General features: G+C 61.5%; 11 protein-coding genes. 10 read left to right on the top strand and 1 reads right to left on the bottom strand.

What is annotated here, in order from left to right; translation table 11 throughout:
* The first annotated feature begins 112 nt into the window (after window positions 1–112).
* The 10 genes from fabD (at window position 113) to putP (ending at window position 12056) form a co-directional block, all read left to right on the top strand.
* Window positions 113–1051: an ACP S-malonyltransferase gene (gene fabD / locus R3175_RS13815; protein WP_318944904.1), complete on the top strand. Its 939-nt coding sequence runs from the start codon at window positions 113–115 to the stop codon at window positions 1049–1051.
* Window positions 1052–1097: 46 nt separating this feature from the next.
* Window positions 1098–1841, top strand: a complete 744-nt coding sequence (gene fabG / locus R3175_RS13810; protein WP_318944903.1) for a 3-oxoacyl-ACP reductase FabG — start codon at window positions 1098–1100, stop codon at window positions 1839–1841.
* Between the two features lie 132 nt (window positions 1842–1973).
* Complete coding sequence (gene acpP, locus R3175_RS13805) at window positions 1974–2207, top strand: acyl carrier protein (RefSeq protein WP_092021478.1); 234 nt, start codon at window positions 1974–1976, stop codon at window positions 2205–2207.
* Window positions 2208–2323: 116 nt separating this feature from the next.
* Window positions 2324–3565, top strand: coding sequence for a beta-ketoacyl-ACP synthase II (gene fabF / locus R3175_RS13800; RefSeq protein WP_318944902.1), 1242 nt, complete (start codon window positions 2324–2326; stop codon window positions 3563–3565).
* Between the two features lie 5 nt (window positions 3566–3570).
* A complete protein-coding gene (pabC, locus tag R3175_RS13795; protein ID WP_318944901.1) occupies window positions 3571–4380 on the top strand; it encodes an aminodeoxychorismate lyase in 810 nt (269 codons plus the stop codon).
* A gap of 5 nt (window positions 4381–4385) precedes the next feature.
* Window positions 4386–5438 carry an endolytic transglycosylase MltG gene (mltG, locus tag R3175_RS13790; protein WP_413231773.1) on the top strand — a complete coding sequence of 351 codons (1053 nt, stop codon included), beginning with the start codon at window positions 4386–4388 and terminating at the stop codon, window positions 5436–5438.
* On the top strand, window positions 5438–6061 hold the full coding sequence (gene tmk / locus R3175_RS13785; protein WP_318944899.1) for a dTMP kinase: 624 nt from the start codon (window positions 5438–5440) through the stop codon (window positions 6059–6061). Before mltG ends, tmk begins: the two co-directional genes overlap by 1 nt.
* 232 nt (window positions 6062–6293) lie before the next feature.
* Window positions 6294–7082: an AraC family transcriptional regulator gene (locus R3175_RS13780; RefSeq protein WP_318944898.1), complete on the top strand. Its 789-nt coding sequence runs from the start codon at window positions 6294–6296 to the stop codon at window positions 7080–7082.
* A 218-nt stretch (window positions 7083–7300) separates the two neighbouring features.
* Window positions 7301–10480, top strand: coding sequence for a bifunctional proline dehydrogenase/L-glutamate gamma-semialdehyde dehydrogenase PutA (gene putA, locus R3175_RS13775; protein WP_318944897.1), 3180 nt, complete (start codon window positions 7301–7303; stop codon window positions 10478–10480).
* 103 nt (window positions 10481–10583) lie between these two features.
* On the top strand, window positions 10584–12056 hold the full coding sequence (gene putP / locus R3175_RS13770; RefSeq protein WP_413231776.1) for a sodium/proline symporter PutP: 1473 nt from the start codon (window positions 10584–10586) through the stop codon (window positions 12054–12056).
* A 121-nt stretch (window positions 12057–12177) separates the two neighbouring features.
* Here putP and R3175_RS13765 read toward each other — a convergent pair whose 3' ends face one another.
* On the bottom strand, window positions 12178–14772 hold the full coding sequence (locus tag R3175_RS13765) for a bifunctional aconitate hydratase 2/2-methylisocitrate dehydratase (protein ID WP_318944895.1): 2595 nt from the start codon (window positions 14770–14772) through the stop codon (window positions 12178–12180).
* Window positions 14773–14997: the final 225 nt, after the last annotated feature.

Raw genomic sequence — 14997 nt, 5'->3', positions numbered from 1 at the left:
GCCTGCGACCAATGTCCAAGGTGGTCCCTTAGGTGCGCAATGGTTGTTGTAATACTTGCCTTGTACTATTGGCTAATCTCCTGAAATGCTCATTAACGGTAAGATTCCAACTATGAAAACAGCGTTTATTTTTCCAGGTCAGGGTTCTCAATCTGTCGGCATGCTGAGCGGTGCGGCCGAGCAGTGGCCGATCATCGAGCAGACCTTTTCCGAGGCGTCCAATGTCCTCGGCTACGATCTCTGGCAGTTGTGCCAGAAGGGCCCGGCCGAGGAGCTGAATCAAACCATGGTGACCCAGCCGGCCCTGTTGACCGCCAGTGTGGCCCTGTGGCGGCAATGGTGTGTGGCCGAGGGGCCGAAGCCGGATTTCGTGGCCGGTCACAGTCTGGGTGAGTACAGTGCCCTGGTGGCGGCAGAGAGTCTGGACTTTGTGGATGCAGTCAAGCTCGTGCGCCTGCGGGGTGAGTTGATGCAGGATGCGGTGCCGGCCGGAGAAGGACGTATGGCCGCCATCCTGGGGCTGGAGGACAGCGACGTTGTGGCGGCGTGCGAAGCCGTGGCCGGGAACGACGTGGTGTCGGCGGTGAATTTCAACGCCCCGGGCCAGGTGGTGATTGCCGGTGCCGCGGCCGCCGTCGACCGGGCGATCGAAGCCTGCAAGGAGAAGGGCGCCCGCAAGGCGATGCCGCTTCCCGTCAGCGTGCCCTCCCATTGCGCATTGATGAAAGGGGCGGCCGAAGAGCTTGCCAGTGCGCTGGATGAGGTCGACTTTAATGATGCTGTCATACCCGTAGTGCAGAATGTTTCCGCACTCTCTGGCCAGGATCGCGACAGCCTGAAGGCCAACCTCGTACGCCAGCTGTATTCGCCAGTGCTCTGGACCGATTCGGTACGTAACCTGGTTGCTGAAGACGTTTCGGTTGCGGTCGAGTGCGGTGCCGGCAAGGTGCTGGCCGGATTGGTGAAACGTATTGACCGCGGACTCGCCGTGCATGGCATTGAGGCCCCGGAAGGGCTCGAAGCCGCCATCAAGGCGTTCGCCCAGGCGTAATCGCGCCGGACAGGCCGGATTCATACTCAAAGCAAGGGAGCGATCCATGTCTCTAGAAGGCAAAACCGCACTGGTGACCGGTGCAACCCGGGGAATTGGCAAAGCCATCGCTTACGCGCTGGCGGCTCAGGGGGCCCGGGTTGTGGGTACGGCAACCAGTGCCGAGGGTGCGGAAACGATTACGGACAATCTGAAAAGCGCCGGCTACGATGGCTTCGGTATCGTCATGAACGTTGCCGACCCCGAGAGCATCGAGGCCGGGCTGAAGCAGGTAACGGATGAGGCGGGCGCGCCGGTGATCCTGGTGAACAACGCCGGGATCACGCGGGACAACCTGCTGATGCGGCTCAAGGACGACGACTGGTCCGACGTTATCGAGACCAACCTGGCCAGTGTCTTCCGGTTGAGCAAGGCGGTCCTGCGGGGCATGACCAAGGCGCGGTGGGGCCGAATCATCAACGTCAGCTCCGTTGTGGCGGGCATGGGCAACCCGGGGCAGGCCAACTACTGTGCCGCCAAGGCCGGGGTTGAAGGGTTTACCCGCAGTCTGGCCAAGGAAATGTCCAATCGGGGAATTACCGCGAACTGCGTTGCTCCTGGCTTTATCGACACCGATATGACGCGAAAACTGGACGAAAAGCAACGCGAGTCTATGATGGAAGTCATACCTGCCGGGCGTCTGGGCGAGCCGGAGGAGGTGGCTGCCGTGGTGGCCTTCCTGGCATCCGAGGCGGCCGGTTACGTCACCGGCGAAACGATCCACGTCAACGGTGGCATGTACATGGGTTAACCCTTGGGTAGGGGGAGGCATTCTCCTTTTTACACAAGATGTTAGACAGTTTGTCTGCTTGTTTGCGGATAGGCTTTAAACTAAACTGGCAATCCAATGTGTTGCTTGGTTGAAATCTAAAGTGAGGAAATTATGAGTACAGTTGAAGAGCGCGTGAAGAAGATCGTCTGTGAACAACTGGGCGTGAAAGAGTCCGAGGTTCAAAGCACATCTTCTTTTGTAGAGGACCTTGGCGCTGACTCACTGGACACCGTTGAGCTGGTCATGGCGCTCGAAGAGGAGTTCGAGACTGAGATCCCTGACGAGGAAGCGGAAAAGCTGGCCAGTGTTCAGGACGCGATCGACTACATCGTCGCGCACACCTGATACTCAGCTCGATTTATACGCCAAGCAGAAGCCGTCCTGAGCACGATCCACGGGACGGCTTTTTTATGGCCGCGAAGTCGCTTGAATCAGACAAAGGACTTAGGTGAAGGGTTGTTATGGCTGAACGACGTGTTGTGATAACGGGGCTGGGCATGCTTTCCCCACTGGGGAATGATGTGGCCACATCATGGGATGGTATCAAGGCGGGCCGCAGCGGAATTGGCCTGATCGACCGGTTCGATGCCACAGACTACAACACCAAGATCGGCGGGGCGGTCAAGGATCTGGACATCTCGCCCTTTTTGTCGCCGAAGGATGCCCGCAAGATGGATGCCTTCATCCATTACGGGTTGATCGCCTCCCAGCAGGCGGTGGAAGACAGCGGGCTGGATGCCTGCGAAAGCCTGGATCCTGACCGGGTGGGCGTGGCCATTGGTTCCGGTATCGGTGGCCTGGAGTTTATCGAGAAGAACGTGATCGCGCTGTCCGAGAACGGACCGCGCAAGGTGTCGCCGTTCTTTGTGCCCGCTTCGGTCATCAATATGATTTCCGGCAACGTCGCCATCAAGTTTGGCTACCAGGGCCCAAACATTGCCATTACCACGGCCTGTACCACCGGCACCCACAACATTGGGTATGCCGCCCGTACCATTGCCTACGGTGACGCCGATGTGATGCTGGCCGGTGGCTCGGAGATGGCGACCACCCGCACCGGGATTGCCGCCTTCTCGGCGGCCCGCGCGCTGTCTACGCGCAACGACGAGCCGGAAAAGGCCAGCCGGCCCTGGGACAAGGAGCGGGATGGCTTCGTGCTCAGTGATGGAGCCGGCGTGCTGGTACTGGAAGAGCTGGAGCATGCCAAGGCCCGTGGTGCACAGATATATGGCGAAGTTATTGGCTTCGGCATGAGCGACGATGCCCACCACATTACCGCGCCCTCGGGTAAGGGCGCCGAAAAGGCCATGCAGAACGCCATCCGTGATGCGGGGCTGGCGCCCTCGGATGTGGATTACATCAATGCCCATGGCACTTCCACCCAGATTGGCGATGTTGCGGAAGTGGATGCGGTTAAGAACGTGTTTGGCGACCATGCCCATAAACTGGCCATGAGCAGTACCAAATCGATGACCGGCCACCTGTTGGGAGCGGCCGGCGCCGTGGAGGCGATCTTCTCCCTGCTGGCGGTCCGCGACGGAGTGCTGCCGCCGACCATCAACCTGGACAACCCCGATGAGGGCTGTGACCTGGATTTCGTGGCCAACGAAAGCCGGCAGTCCGACGTGCGGGTGGCCCTGTCCAACTCGTTCGGCTTTGGTGGCACCAACGGCACCCTGATTTTCCGACGCTACGAAGACTGAGCGACGTGCTGAAGGTCTTCTGGGCCGAGCAGACCCCGGTGGCGGCAAGTGACCGGGGTCTCGCCTATGGCGATGGGCTATTCGAAACCATCCGGGTGCACCGGGGACGGCCCGTCCTGCTGGGCCGCCACCTGCGTCGAATGCGCGATGGCGCCCGACGACTGGGGATTCCGCTTTCTGCCGTTGAGCTCGAGCACTGGCTCAACCGGGCCCTGGCCCGCTATGATCAGGATGGTGACTGGGTACTGAAACTGATCCTGACCCGTGGCAGTGGCGGCCGTGGCTATGTCCCTCCAGACCCTGCCACGCCCCATTTGATCATCTCCCGGCACGGGATGCCGGCTCTGCCCGATCCCGGCGGGGTGGTGGCCCATGTCGCCCGGCATACCCTGGAGGCCAATCCCGCCCTGGCGGGTCTGAAATCCCTGAACCGGCTCGATCAGGTCCTGGCCAGTCGCGAGCTTCCTGCCGGTGCCTACGAAGTGTTGATGACCGACTCCGCCGGCAACTTGTTGGAAGGCGGACGCACCAATGTGTTGCTGCACCTTCGGTCTGGCTGGTTCGTTCCGCCTGCCAACTCGGTGGCGGTGTGGGGAGTCATGCAGGAATATGTGGCGGAACGCCTGGACGCCCAGGGTACGCCCGTGCGAGAGCGACGCTTGCCCCTGTCCCTGCTGGGCCAGCCAGACTTCCAGGGGCTGTTTCTGCTGAACAGCGTGGTGGGCGTGGTACCGGTTCGCAGGATTGGTTGTCAGCATTTGCCAATCGACAACTCCCTTGCGACAATTTGCGATCCACTGACCAGCCTGAAGTAATGCCCTTGTTGAAATCCATCCTGATTGCCCTCGTTTGCACGGTGGCCCTGGCCATGTCCGGAAGTGCCCTCTGGCTATGGCAGGGGCTGCAGACCCTGGACGCTCCCGTTTCCCTGGACGAGCCGGTGCTGTTCGACGTCCCTCAGGGCGCGGCTTTCTCCCAGATTGCCCGCAAGCTGGAGCGCCTGGGACTGATTGAGCGCAGCCTGTGGCTGCGGATTCACGGCCGGTTGTTCCCGGCGCAGACCCGGATCAAGGCCGGGGAGTATGAATTCACTGACGGCATGACCACCAGCGACATGCTGTCGGCGATGCTGGAGGGGGATACCAAGAGCTGGAGTATGCAGTTTATCGAGGGCTGGACCTTCAAGGAAGTGCGGGCGGCGCTTGCCGCCAGTGACCGTCTGGAGCACGTCACTACCAATTGGAGCGACGAGCAGATCATGGAGGCTCTGGGCGCTGCCGGCGAGCACCCCGAAGGCCGGTTTTTTCCGGATACCTATCTCTTCTCCAGCCGGGACAGTGACCTGGATTTGCTGAGGCGTGCCTTCGAGACAATGAACGAGGTACTGGCCGAGGAATGGGAGCAGCGGGAAGCTGATCTCCCCTATGACAGCCCCTATGAAGCCCTGATCATGGCGTCGATCGTCGAGCGCGAGACCGGGGTGCCCCGTGAGCGGGGGCAAATTGCCGGGGTGTTTGTTCGCCGGCTGCAAAAAGGCATGCGCCTGCAAACCGATCCCACGGTCATCTACGGCATGGGCGACAACTACAACGGCCGCATCCGCAGCCGCGACCTGCGCCGTTACACTCCCTACAATACCTATCGGATCGATGGGCTGCCTCCCACGCCCATTGCCATGCCTGGTCGAGAGGCCATCCATGCGGCCCTGCATCCGGAGAATGGCGGCTCGTTGTATTTCGTGGCGCGCGGCGATGGCACCCACAAGTTTTCTGCGTCGCTCGCCGAGCATCAACGCGCGGTGCGGCAGTACCAGTTGAATCGCCGGGCGGACTACCGTTCGTCGCCCTCGCCACAGCAGTCTGGAACCCAGTAATGACCAAGCGCGGACAGTTCATCGCCTTTGAAGGAACCGAGGGAGTCGGGAAATCCACCCAGATTTCACGGGCCGCGGAAACCTTGAAGGGGCAGGGCATTGAGGTTGAGCTGACCCGGGAACCGGGGGGGACGCCGATGGCCGAAGCGATCCGGGAGTTGTTGCTCACGCCCCGGGCAGAATCGGTCCACGAAACCACCGAGTTGCTGTTGATGTTCGCGGCCCGGGCCCAACACCTGCACAACCGCATTCTGCCGGCGCTGGCGCAGGGGCGCTGGGTGCTGTGCGACCGTTTTACCGATGCCACCTTCGCCTACCAGGGGGCAGGTCGTGGAGTGCCCGAAGCGCGTATTGCACTGCTGGAGACTCTGGTGCAGCAGGATGTGCGACCGGATCATGTCATCCTGCTGGACGCCCCGGTTGAGACCGGCATGGCCCGGGCCGCCAAGCGAGGGGAGCTGGACCGGTTTGAGCAGGAAGAAGTGGCGTTCTTCGAGCGCATCCGACAGTGCTATCTGGATCGGGCCCGCCGCGCTTCGGATCGTTACCACGTGGTCGATGCGTCAGTGCCGCTGGACGCCGTCACCGAACGGGTGCGTACCCTGCTGCTTGGGCTGCTGTAACCTGCGGCCGCTCGCCGCCGCTGACCCGCGGCGCGTGACGCCACATACGTACAATTGACCGTTGTCCCGTCCTGAAGACTTAAGCACACTGACCGATTTCCAGCGAGAGTGACCGGTGGATGGCCCCGGCACGGACCCGGTGTGACTGGTTGTTTTGTGCACCGTCCGTGATCTTTTGCTTTAATGAAAACAGGTTCCTGGTTTTCCTGAAATTTCGGTCAGACACAGTGCCATGTTGAACGCGCATCTGCTAAAGCTTCCGGAAGCTGCCCATCAGCATCGTCATGACTACCACCAGTTGGTCATCGGGGTTCGTGGGCAAGCGGAATTGAGCGTAGAGGGGCGTGATGCGCGTCTCGATACCTGGAGCGCCTGTCTGCTGCCCACCGAAGTCAGGCACGATTACCGGGGAGACCGGCAGAATCATGTGCTGGTCATCAATCTCGACCCCTATATTCCCGCCCTGAACGCCCCCGAACACCGCGATTATGAACAGCTGGCGCCGCTCTTCGAACGTCCGCGCACCGTCAACCTGGACAACAAGCTTCAGGGCCTGGTTCAGTTCTGTGCCAGCGAGTTCGATCGTATGCCAGACAACGAAGGCCTCAGGCGGCACCTGTCCACAGGCATCCTGCACTGTCTGGCCAACCGGGTCTCCAGCCAGTCTGAGCGTCCGGTGCGAAACCGGGCCAGCTTGAGTCCCGATACCATTCGGCGCTATGTGATGGAAAACCTGCACCGGAAGGTCACGGTGGAGGACATGGCCAATGTGGCCTGCCTGAGCGTCAGCCGATTCCACGAGATTTTCCGCAGTCTGACCGGTGTGTCCCCCTACCAGTATCTGATTCAGATCCGCCTGGAGCAGGCCGTGCAGTTGCTCACGTCGACCTCGTTATCGGTGTCCGAAGTCGGTTACCGCACCGGGTTTTCCAGCCAGAGTGCCCTGACCAATGCGCTTCGGAAGCATCGCGGCATCATTCCTTCGCAACTGCGATCGGAGGGGGGCTCGGGGGAAATTTAGCACCTTTTTGAAATTATCGGAGGAATTTGCAACAAAACCGTAGCCTTTTATAAGCCTTGGCCAGAAAACCCGACTACCTTTACAGATCAGCTGAACAATGTCAGGGCGTCTGACGGAACAACGCGATTTACCTGACCCTCATAGCGAACAATGACAATGTCGTTGTCGGCCGGAATGTGATCAACATGGCCGCAACATTAAAGCTTCAGAGGTGTCCCATGTTCAACGCAAGCAAGGTGCTCGAACCTGCCTTTCAGGAACAGCCCAGATCGCTTTTCTGGCAAGGCATCACCGATAACTACGCCGTTGACGAAACCGCTTACCTCAACGAACTGATTCCTCTCGCCCAGAGCGATGCGGCCGAGTACCGCGAGGTGACCGATACCGCTACCCGGCTCATCCAACAGGTGCGCGAGCAGGACGACTCGGTCCATATGGTGGACGCCCTGCTGCAGGAGTACAGCCTGGATACCCAGGAAGGCATCCTGCTGATGTGCCTGGCCGAGGCATTGATGCGGATTCCGGACAAGCACACCGCCGACGCGCTGATTGAAGACAAGATGTCGGTGGCCGACTGGCAGAAACACGTTGGTCGCAGCGAATCCACGCTGGTAAACGCATCCACCTGGGGGCTACTGCTCACCGGTCGGGTGGTCAAGATGGACAAGCGGCTGGACGGCTCGCCCTCCAATATCTGGAAGCGGTTGGTCAAGCGCAGTGGCGAGCCGGTGATCCGCAGCGCCATGTACCGGGCCATGGGCATCATGGGCAAGCAGTTCGTCCTGGGCCGTGATATTCAGGAGGCGCTGAAAAACGCCCGGGAGTACCGCGGCAAGGGCTACACCTACTCCTTCGACATGCTGGGTGAAGCGGCCATGACCCGGGAAGACGCGGCACGTTACCTGGCGGACTACGTGCAAGCCATTGAGGCCGTCGGCGATGACAGCTTTCCCCGCGGCCAAGTCCCCGCTCCGTCGATTTCCATCAAGCTGTCTGCGCTTCACCCCCGTTACGAAGTGGCCCAGGAACACAAGGTGCTCACCGAGCTTTATGACACCGTGGTGGGGCTACTTAAGCTGGCTCGACAGAAGAACGTGGACATCACCATCGACGCCGAAGAAATGGATCGGCTGGAGCTGTCCCTCAAGCTGTTCGAGAAGCTCTATGGCTCGACTGTCTGTCAGGGGTGGGGCGGCTTTGGTCTGGTGGTCCAGGCCTATTCCAAGCGGGCGTTACCGGTGTTGTGCTGGATGACCAAGCTGGCGAAAGAGCAGGGCGACGAGATCCCGGTCCGTCTGGTCAAGGGCGCCTACTGGGATACCGAAATCAAGATCTGCCAGCAATTGGGGCTGGCGGGGTATCCGGTCTTTACCCGCAAGGAGGCCACCGATACGTCCTACCTGGCCTGCCTGCGCTTCCTGCTGAGCGACTACACCAAGGGGGCCCTGTACCCGCAACTGGCCAGTCACAATGCCCACACGGTGGCGTCGGTGCTGGCCATGTGCAAGAGCAGGGACCGCAAGATCGAGTTCCAGCGTCTGCACGGCATGGGCGACGCCCTCTATAACACCGTGCTGGAGCAGTACGATTATCCGGTGCGGATCTATGCCCCGGTGGGGGCCCATAAGGACCTTCTGCCATACCTGGTTCGCCGGCTGCTGGAGAACGGCGCCAACTCCTCCTTCGTGCACCGGCTGGTGGATGCCGCCACCCCCATCGAGGACCTGGTACGCAACCCGGTGCAGGAGCTGCTCAAGTATGAGTCGCTGCCCAATGATCGCATCCCATTGCCCGGGGACATCTATGGCAACAACAGAAAGAATTCCAGGGGCCTGAACCTCCAGGTTGAAGCCGATCTCCAGCCCTTGTTGAGCGAGCTTGGCAAGTGGGCCAACGTCAGTTGGGAGGCTGGTCCGATCATCGGCGGCGAACAGCGTCGCGATGGCGATCGCAGGGAAGTGCGTTCTCCCCACGATCAGACCCAGCTGGTGGGTGTGGTGGACTGGGCCGGTGAGCAGCACGCCACGGAGGCTTTGGCGGTGGCCGACAAGGGCTTTCGGCACTGGTGTGAGCGGCCGGTGGAGGAGCGGGCCCGGTGTCTGGAGCGTTATGCCGATTGCCTGGAAGCCAACATGGAAGAGCTGATGGCGATCTGCTGCCGGGAAGCGGGCAAGACCATGCAGGACGGCATCGATGAGGTCCGTGAGGCGGTGGATTTCTGCCGGTATTACGCGCTCCAGGGACGTGCCCGTTTCGGCCAGCCCATCGCCTTGCCCGGACCCACCGGGGAAAGCAACGAGCTTTACATGGAGGGCCGGGGTGTCTTCCTGTGCATCAGCCCCTGGAATTTCCCGCTGGCCATTTTCAGCGGCCAGATCATGGCGGCGCTGGTGGCCGGCAACGCGGTGATCGCCAAGCCGGCGGAACAGACCAGTTTGGTGGCGCACCGGGCGGTTGAACTGATGCTCGAAGCCGGCTTCCCCGCCGACGTGATCCAACTGCTGCCGGGAGACGGCGCCACCATCGGTGGTGCCCTGACGCCGGATCCGCGCATAGCCGGTGTGGCCTTCACCGGCTCCACCCAAACCGCGCATATCCTCAACCGGACCCTGGCACAGCGTGAGGGGGCCATCGTGCCGCTGATTGCTGAAACCGGCGGTCAGAACGCGATGATCGTCGACAGCAGCGCTCTGCCGGAACAGGTGGTGCGGGATGTCCTGCATTCCGCCTTCGCCAGTGCCGGCCAGCGTTGCTCCGCCTTGCGGGTGCTCTACCTCCAGAAAGACGTGGCCGACCGGATGGAGGAGCTGTTGGCCGGCGCCATGCAGATGCTGTCGGTGGGGGACCCGGCCCTGCATAGCACGGACGTTGGCCCGGTTATCGACGAGGAGGCCCAGCAGGGGTTGCAACAGCACCTGGCGCACCTGGAGAAAACCGGGCGCTACATTGCCCGGTCGCCGATGCCGCCGTCCTGTCAGGCCGGGTTCTTCATCCCGCCGTCGGCCTACGGCATCGACAGCATCCGGCAACTGAGCAAGGAGAACTTTGGCCCGATCCTGCACGTGGTGCGATATGCCGCGGAAGATCTGGACAAAGTGATCGACGAGATCAACGGCGCGGGTTATGGCCTGACGTTGGGCATTCACAGTCGGAGCGAGAGCACCGCCGCTTATATCGAGCGTCGGGTCAAGGTGGGCAACAGCTACATCAACCGCAACCAGATTGGTGCGGTGGTCGGCGTCCAGCCTTTTGGCGGACGAGGCCTTTCCGGCACCGGACCCAAGGCGGGGGGGCCCCACTATCTGCTGCGGTTCGCCACGGAACGGGCTCGCTGCATCAACACGACGGCGGTTGGAGGCAACGCGTCATTACTTTCACTCGGTATCGAAAAGATTTGATGGCACAGGCCTCCTGGCGTCAGCCGGAGGTTGGCGGCATGAATCTGGTACCCCAAACCCATAACAATTAGCGACAACAGCGCACTGGGAGTAAGTTCTTATGATTGAAGGCAACTTGGGGGTCAGTTTGACCTTTGTCGTTTACATTCTGCTTATGCTCGGGATTGGTTATGTGGCCTATCGCCGCACCTCCAACCTGTCCGACTACATTCTGGGTGGCCGTAGCCTCGGCCCCTTGCCATCCGCCCTGAGTGCGGGTGCCTCCGACATGAGTGGCTGGCTGCTGCTCGGTCTGCCGGGCTACGCCTATGCGGCGGGTTACGAGGCGATCTGGATCGCTGTCGGCCTGCTGGCGGGTACCTGGCTCAACTGGCTGTTTGTGGCTCGCCGTCTGCGAACCTATTCGTTGGCCGCGGGGGATTCGCTGACCCTGCCGTCTTTCTTCGAGAACCGTTTTCACGATACGTCGCGGATTCTGCGGGTCGTGTCGGCCTTCTTCATCCTGCTGTTCTTCCTGTTCTATACCAGTTCCGGCCTGGTTGCCGGCGGCAAGCTGTTTGAGACCGTTTTCGGCCTGGAGTATTCCACGGCGGTGATTATCGGCACCGTGGCAGTGGTGTCGTACACCTTCTTCGGTGGTTTCCTGGCGGTGGCCTGGACGGATGTGATCCAGGGCCTGCTGATGTTCGCTGCCCTGCTGCTGGTGCCGATCATTGCGATCAATGCTGATGGAGGCTGGGGTGCGACCGAAGCCGCGATGGAGCTGAAGAACCCGGAATTCCTGAATGCCCTGACCGGGAGCGACGGCAAGGCGTTGGGCGCGATTGCGATTCTCTCCCTGCTGGGGTGGGGGCTCGGTTACTTCGGCCAGCCGCACATTCTGGCCCGTTTCAAGGCGATTCGCAGTGAGCAGGACATTCCGGCAGCCCGCCGCATCGCGGTGATCTGGAGCGGGCTGGGCCTGTTAGGCGCCATGCTGGTGGGCTTCGCCGCGATTGGCTACTTCGAGACGCCGCTGGACGATGGCGAGCGTTCCTTCATCCTGCTGGTGGACGCGCTGTTCCATCCGGTCATTGCCGGTGTGCTGCTGGCGGCGATCCTGGCGGCCATCATGAGTACCGCCGACTCCCAGTTGCTGGTGTCTTCTTCCGCGCTGGCCGAGGATTTCTACAAGGCCCTGTTCCGCCGTGAGGCTTCCCAGGGTGAGCTGGTCTGGGTAGGGCGCCTGGCCGTGGTCGGCATTGCGATCATTGCCTGCATCCTGGCGTTCGACCCGGACAGCAAGGTGCTGGAGCTGGTCTCCTACGCCTGGGCCGGGTTCGGTGCCGCCTTTGGTCCCGCGCTGATCCTGTCGCTGTACTGGAAGCGCATGACCCGTGCCGGCGCGGTTGCCGGTATCGTGGTGGGCGGTGCCACGGTGGTGATCTGGGGCAACCTGTCCGGCGGCATCCTGGACCTCTACGAGATCATCCCCGGTTTCATCCTGGCCACCATTGCCATCATCGTGGTGTCCCTGGCCGGCGGCGAGCCGGAGAAGGAAGTCCAGGACGGCTTCGATCGGGCGATGGGGTCCTGATCCAGGCTGCTTGATTCCGTGCAGCGAGAAAGGTGTCCTTCGGGGCACTTTTCTTTTGACCATAAAAAACGCCAGCCCTGAGGCTGGCGTTTTTCGTTGACTAACCGGTCGGGCCGGAAACTCAGCTTGCGCTGGCTTCGGCGGCCTTGCTGGTGTAGTCCTCCATCTGGTCGAAGTTGAGATACTTGTAGATCTCGCCAGACATGCTGTTGAGGTCCTTGGCGTACTCCATGTACTCCGCAGGGCTCGGCAGCTTGCCGAGAACCGCGCCAACCGCCGCCAGCTCGGCAGAGGTCAGGTACACGTTGGCGCCATCACCCAGGCGGTTCGGGAAGTTCCGGGTGGAGGTGGACAGCACAGTGGACTTCGGCGCTACACGTGCCTGGTTCCCCATGCACAGGGAGCAGCCCGGCATCTCGGTGCGCACACCGGCGGTGCCGTAAGTATTGAAGTAACCTTCTTCCATCAGCTGGGCCTGGTCCATCTTGGTGGGCGGAGACATCCACAGGCGGGTGCTCAGCGGGCCCTTGTGCTGTTCCAGCAGCTTGCCGGCGGCACGGAAGTGACCGATGTTGGTCATGCAGGAACCGATGAACACTTCGTCCACCTTGTCGCCGGCCACTTCGGACAGGAACTTGGCGTCGTCCGGATCGTTCGGGCAGCACACGATCGGCTCCTTGATGTCGGCCAGGTCGATCTCGATGACGTGGGCGTACTCGGCGTCTTTGTCGGCCCGCATCAGCTTCGGATCGGCCAGCCACTCTTCCATCTGCTGGGCGCGACGCTCCAGGGTGCGCGGATCGCCGTAACCTTCGGCAATCATCCAGCGCAGCATGGTGATGTTGGAGCGCAGGTACTCGGCTACGGAGTCTTCGGACAGGTTGATGGTACAACCGGCGGCGGAACGCTCGGCAGAGGCGTCGGACAGCTCGAACGCCTGCTCCACGGTCAGGTGCTCCAGACCTTCGATCTCCAGGATGCGGCCGGAGAATTCGTTGATCTTGCCCTTCTTCTCAACAGTCAGCATGCCCTGCTTGATGCCGTACAGCGGGATGGCGTGTACCAGGTCACGCAGGGTGATGCCCGGCTGCATCTCGCCCTTGAAGCGAACCAGCACAGATTCCGGCATGTCCAGCGGCATAACGCCAGTCGCGGCGGCGAAGGCCACCAGACCGGAGCCGGCCGGGAAGGAGATGCCCATCGGGAAGCGGGTGTGGGAGTCACCACCGGTACCCACGGTGTCCGGTAGCAGCATGCGGTTCAGCCAGGAGTGGATGATGCCGTCACCCGGACGCAGGGCGACACCGCCACGGGTCTGGATGAAGTCCGGCATGGTGTGCTGCATTTCAACGTCAACCGGCTTCGGATAGGCCGCGGTGTGACAGAAGGACTGCATCACCAGGTCCGACTGGAAGCCCAGGCAGGCCAGGTCTTTCAGCTCGTCCCGAGTCATCGGGCCGGTGGTGTCCTGGGAGCCAACGGTGGTCATCTTGGGCTCGCAGTAAGTGCCCGGGCGAACGCCTTTGCCTTCTTCCAGGCCGCAGGCCTTACCGACCATCTTCTGGGCCAGGGTGAAGCCCTTGGTGCCGGCTTCCGGATCCACCGGCAGACGGAAGGTGTCGGTGGCGCCCAGACCCAGCACTTCGCGGGCCTTGTTGGTCAGGCCGCGACCGATGATCAGCGGGATACGGCCGCCGGCCTGGACTTCGTCCAGGATCACGTCGGACTTGAACTTGAACTCGGAGATCACGTCGCCGGCTTCGTTCAGGATCTTGCCTTCGTACGGGCGGATCTCGATGACGTCGCCCATGTTCATGTTGTCGACGGGAGCCTCGAAGACCAGGGCGCCGGCGTCTTCCATGGTGTTGAAGAAGATCGGGGCAACCTTGTTACCGATACAGACACCGCCGGCGCGCTTGTTGGGAACGCCCGGGATGTCCTCACCGAAGTACCACAGCACGGAGTTTGTGCCGGACTTACGGGAAGAGCCGGTACCGACCACGTCACCCACGAAGGCGACCGGCAGACCCTTGGACTGGATTTCCTCGATCTGCTTGATCGGGCCAGTCACGCCGGGCTCTTCCGGCTTCAGGCCATCGCGTTCCATCTTGTACATGGCGCGGGCGTGCAGCGGGATGTCCGGACGGGACCAGGCATCCGGAGCCGGAGACAGGTCGTCGGTGTTGGTCTCGCCAGTCACCTTGAACACGATCATCTTGATGCTCTCGGGCACCTTCTTCTTGTTGGTGAACCACTCGGCGTTGGCCCAGGATTCCATGACGCTCTTGGCGACGGCGTTGCCGGCGTCCATCTTTTCCTTCACGTCGTTGAAGGCATCGAACATCAGCAGGGTTTTCTTCAGCTGTTCGCCGGCCAGCTCGGCCAGCTCGGCGTTGTCCAGCAGCTCGACCAGAGTGGCGATGTTGTAGCCACCCTGCATCATGCCCAGCAGCTTGACGGCTTTTGCTTTATCAACCAGCGGGGAAGAGGCTTCGTCCTTGACGATGGCGGTCAGGAAGGCAGCCTTAACGTATGCAGCTTCGTCAACGCCCGGCGGGATGCGGTTTTCCAGCAGGTTTACCAGAGTTTCCTCTTCACCGGCCGGCGGATTCTTCAGCAGCTCAACCAGAGCAGCGGTCTGCTCAGCATTCAGGGGCTTGGGGGGAATGCCCAGAGCCGCGCGTTCTGCAACGTGTTCACGATAGGCTTCTAACACGATATGGACCCTCATCAGTTGGAATGTCCCGCACCTACGGCGTCTTTGCCTGGCGGAAGTTTTATGGCGAAAAGGCCTTTGGAGCCTTGGAGCCGCTACGGGAGCGCCCCAGGCTCTGAACGCCCAAGCGGGCAAGCCCTCAAGCATAGATCTGCGGCTGGCATCTGCATGCTTCAGGACTCGCGGAAACGCTTCGGGAGCCACGCAGAGGCTCCCTAACTGGCG

This window comes from Marinobacter sp., assembly GCF_033722735.1.
Taxonomy (GTDB): domain Bacteria; phylum Pseudomonadota; class Gammaproteobacteria; order Pseudomonadales; family Oleiphilaceae; genus Marinobacter.
This window is presented reverse-complemented; position numbering and strand designations above follow the sequence as displayed.

Bases quoted from the DNA above. Each gene is read 5' to 3' on its own strand.
- fabD (WP_318944904.1), top strand. From the start codon at position 113: ATGAAAACAGCGTTTATTTTTCCAGGTCAGGGTTCTCAATCTGTCGGC.
- fabG (WP_318944903.1), top strand. From the start codon at position 1,098: ATGTCTCTAGAAGGCAAAACCGCACTGGTGACCGGTGCAACCCGGGGA.
- acpP (WP_092021478.1), top strand. From the start codon at position 1,974: ATGAGTACAGTTGAAGAGCGCGTGAAGAAGATCGTCTGTGAACAACTG.
- fabF (WP_318944902.1), top strand. From the start codon at position 2,324: ATGGCTGAACGACGTGTTGTGATAACGGGGCTGGGCATGCTTTCCCCA.
- tmk (WP_318944899.1), top strand. From the start codon at position 5,438: ATGACCAAGCGCGGACAGTTCATCGCCTTTGAAGGAACCGAGGGAGTC.
- R3175_RS13780 (WP_318944898.1), top strand. From the start codon at position 6,294: ATGTTGAACGCGCATCTGCTAAAGCTTCCGGAAGCTGCCCATCAGCAT.
- putA (WP_318944897.1), top strand. From the start codon at position 7,301: ATGTTCAACGCAAGCAAGGTGCTCGAACCTGCCTTTCAGGAACAGCCC.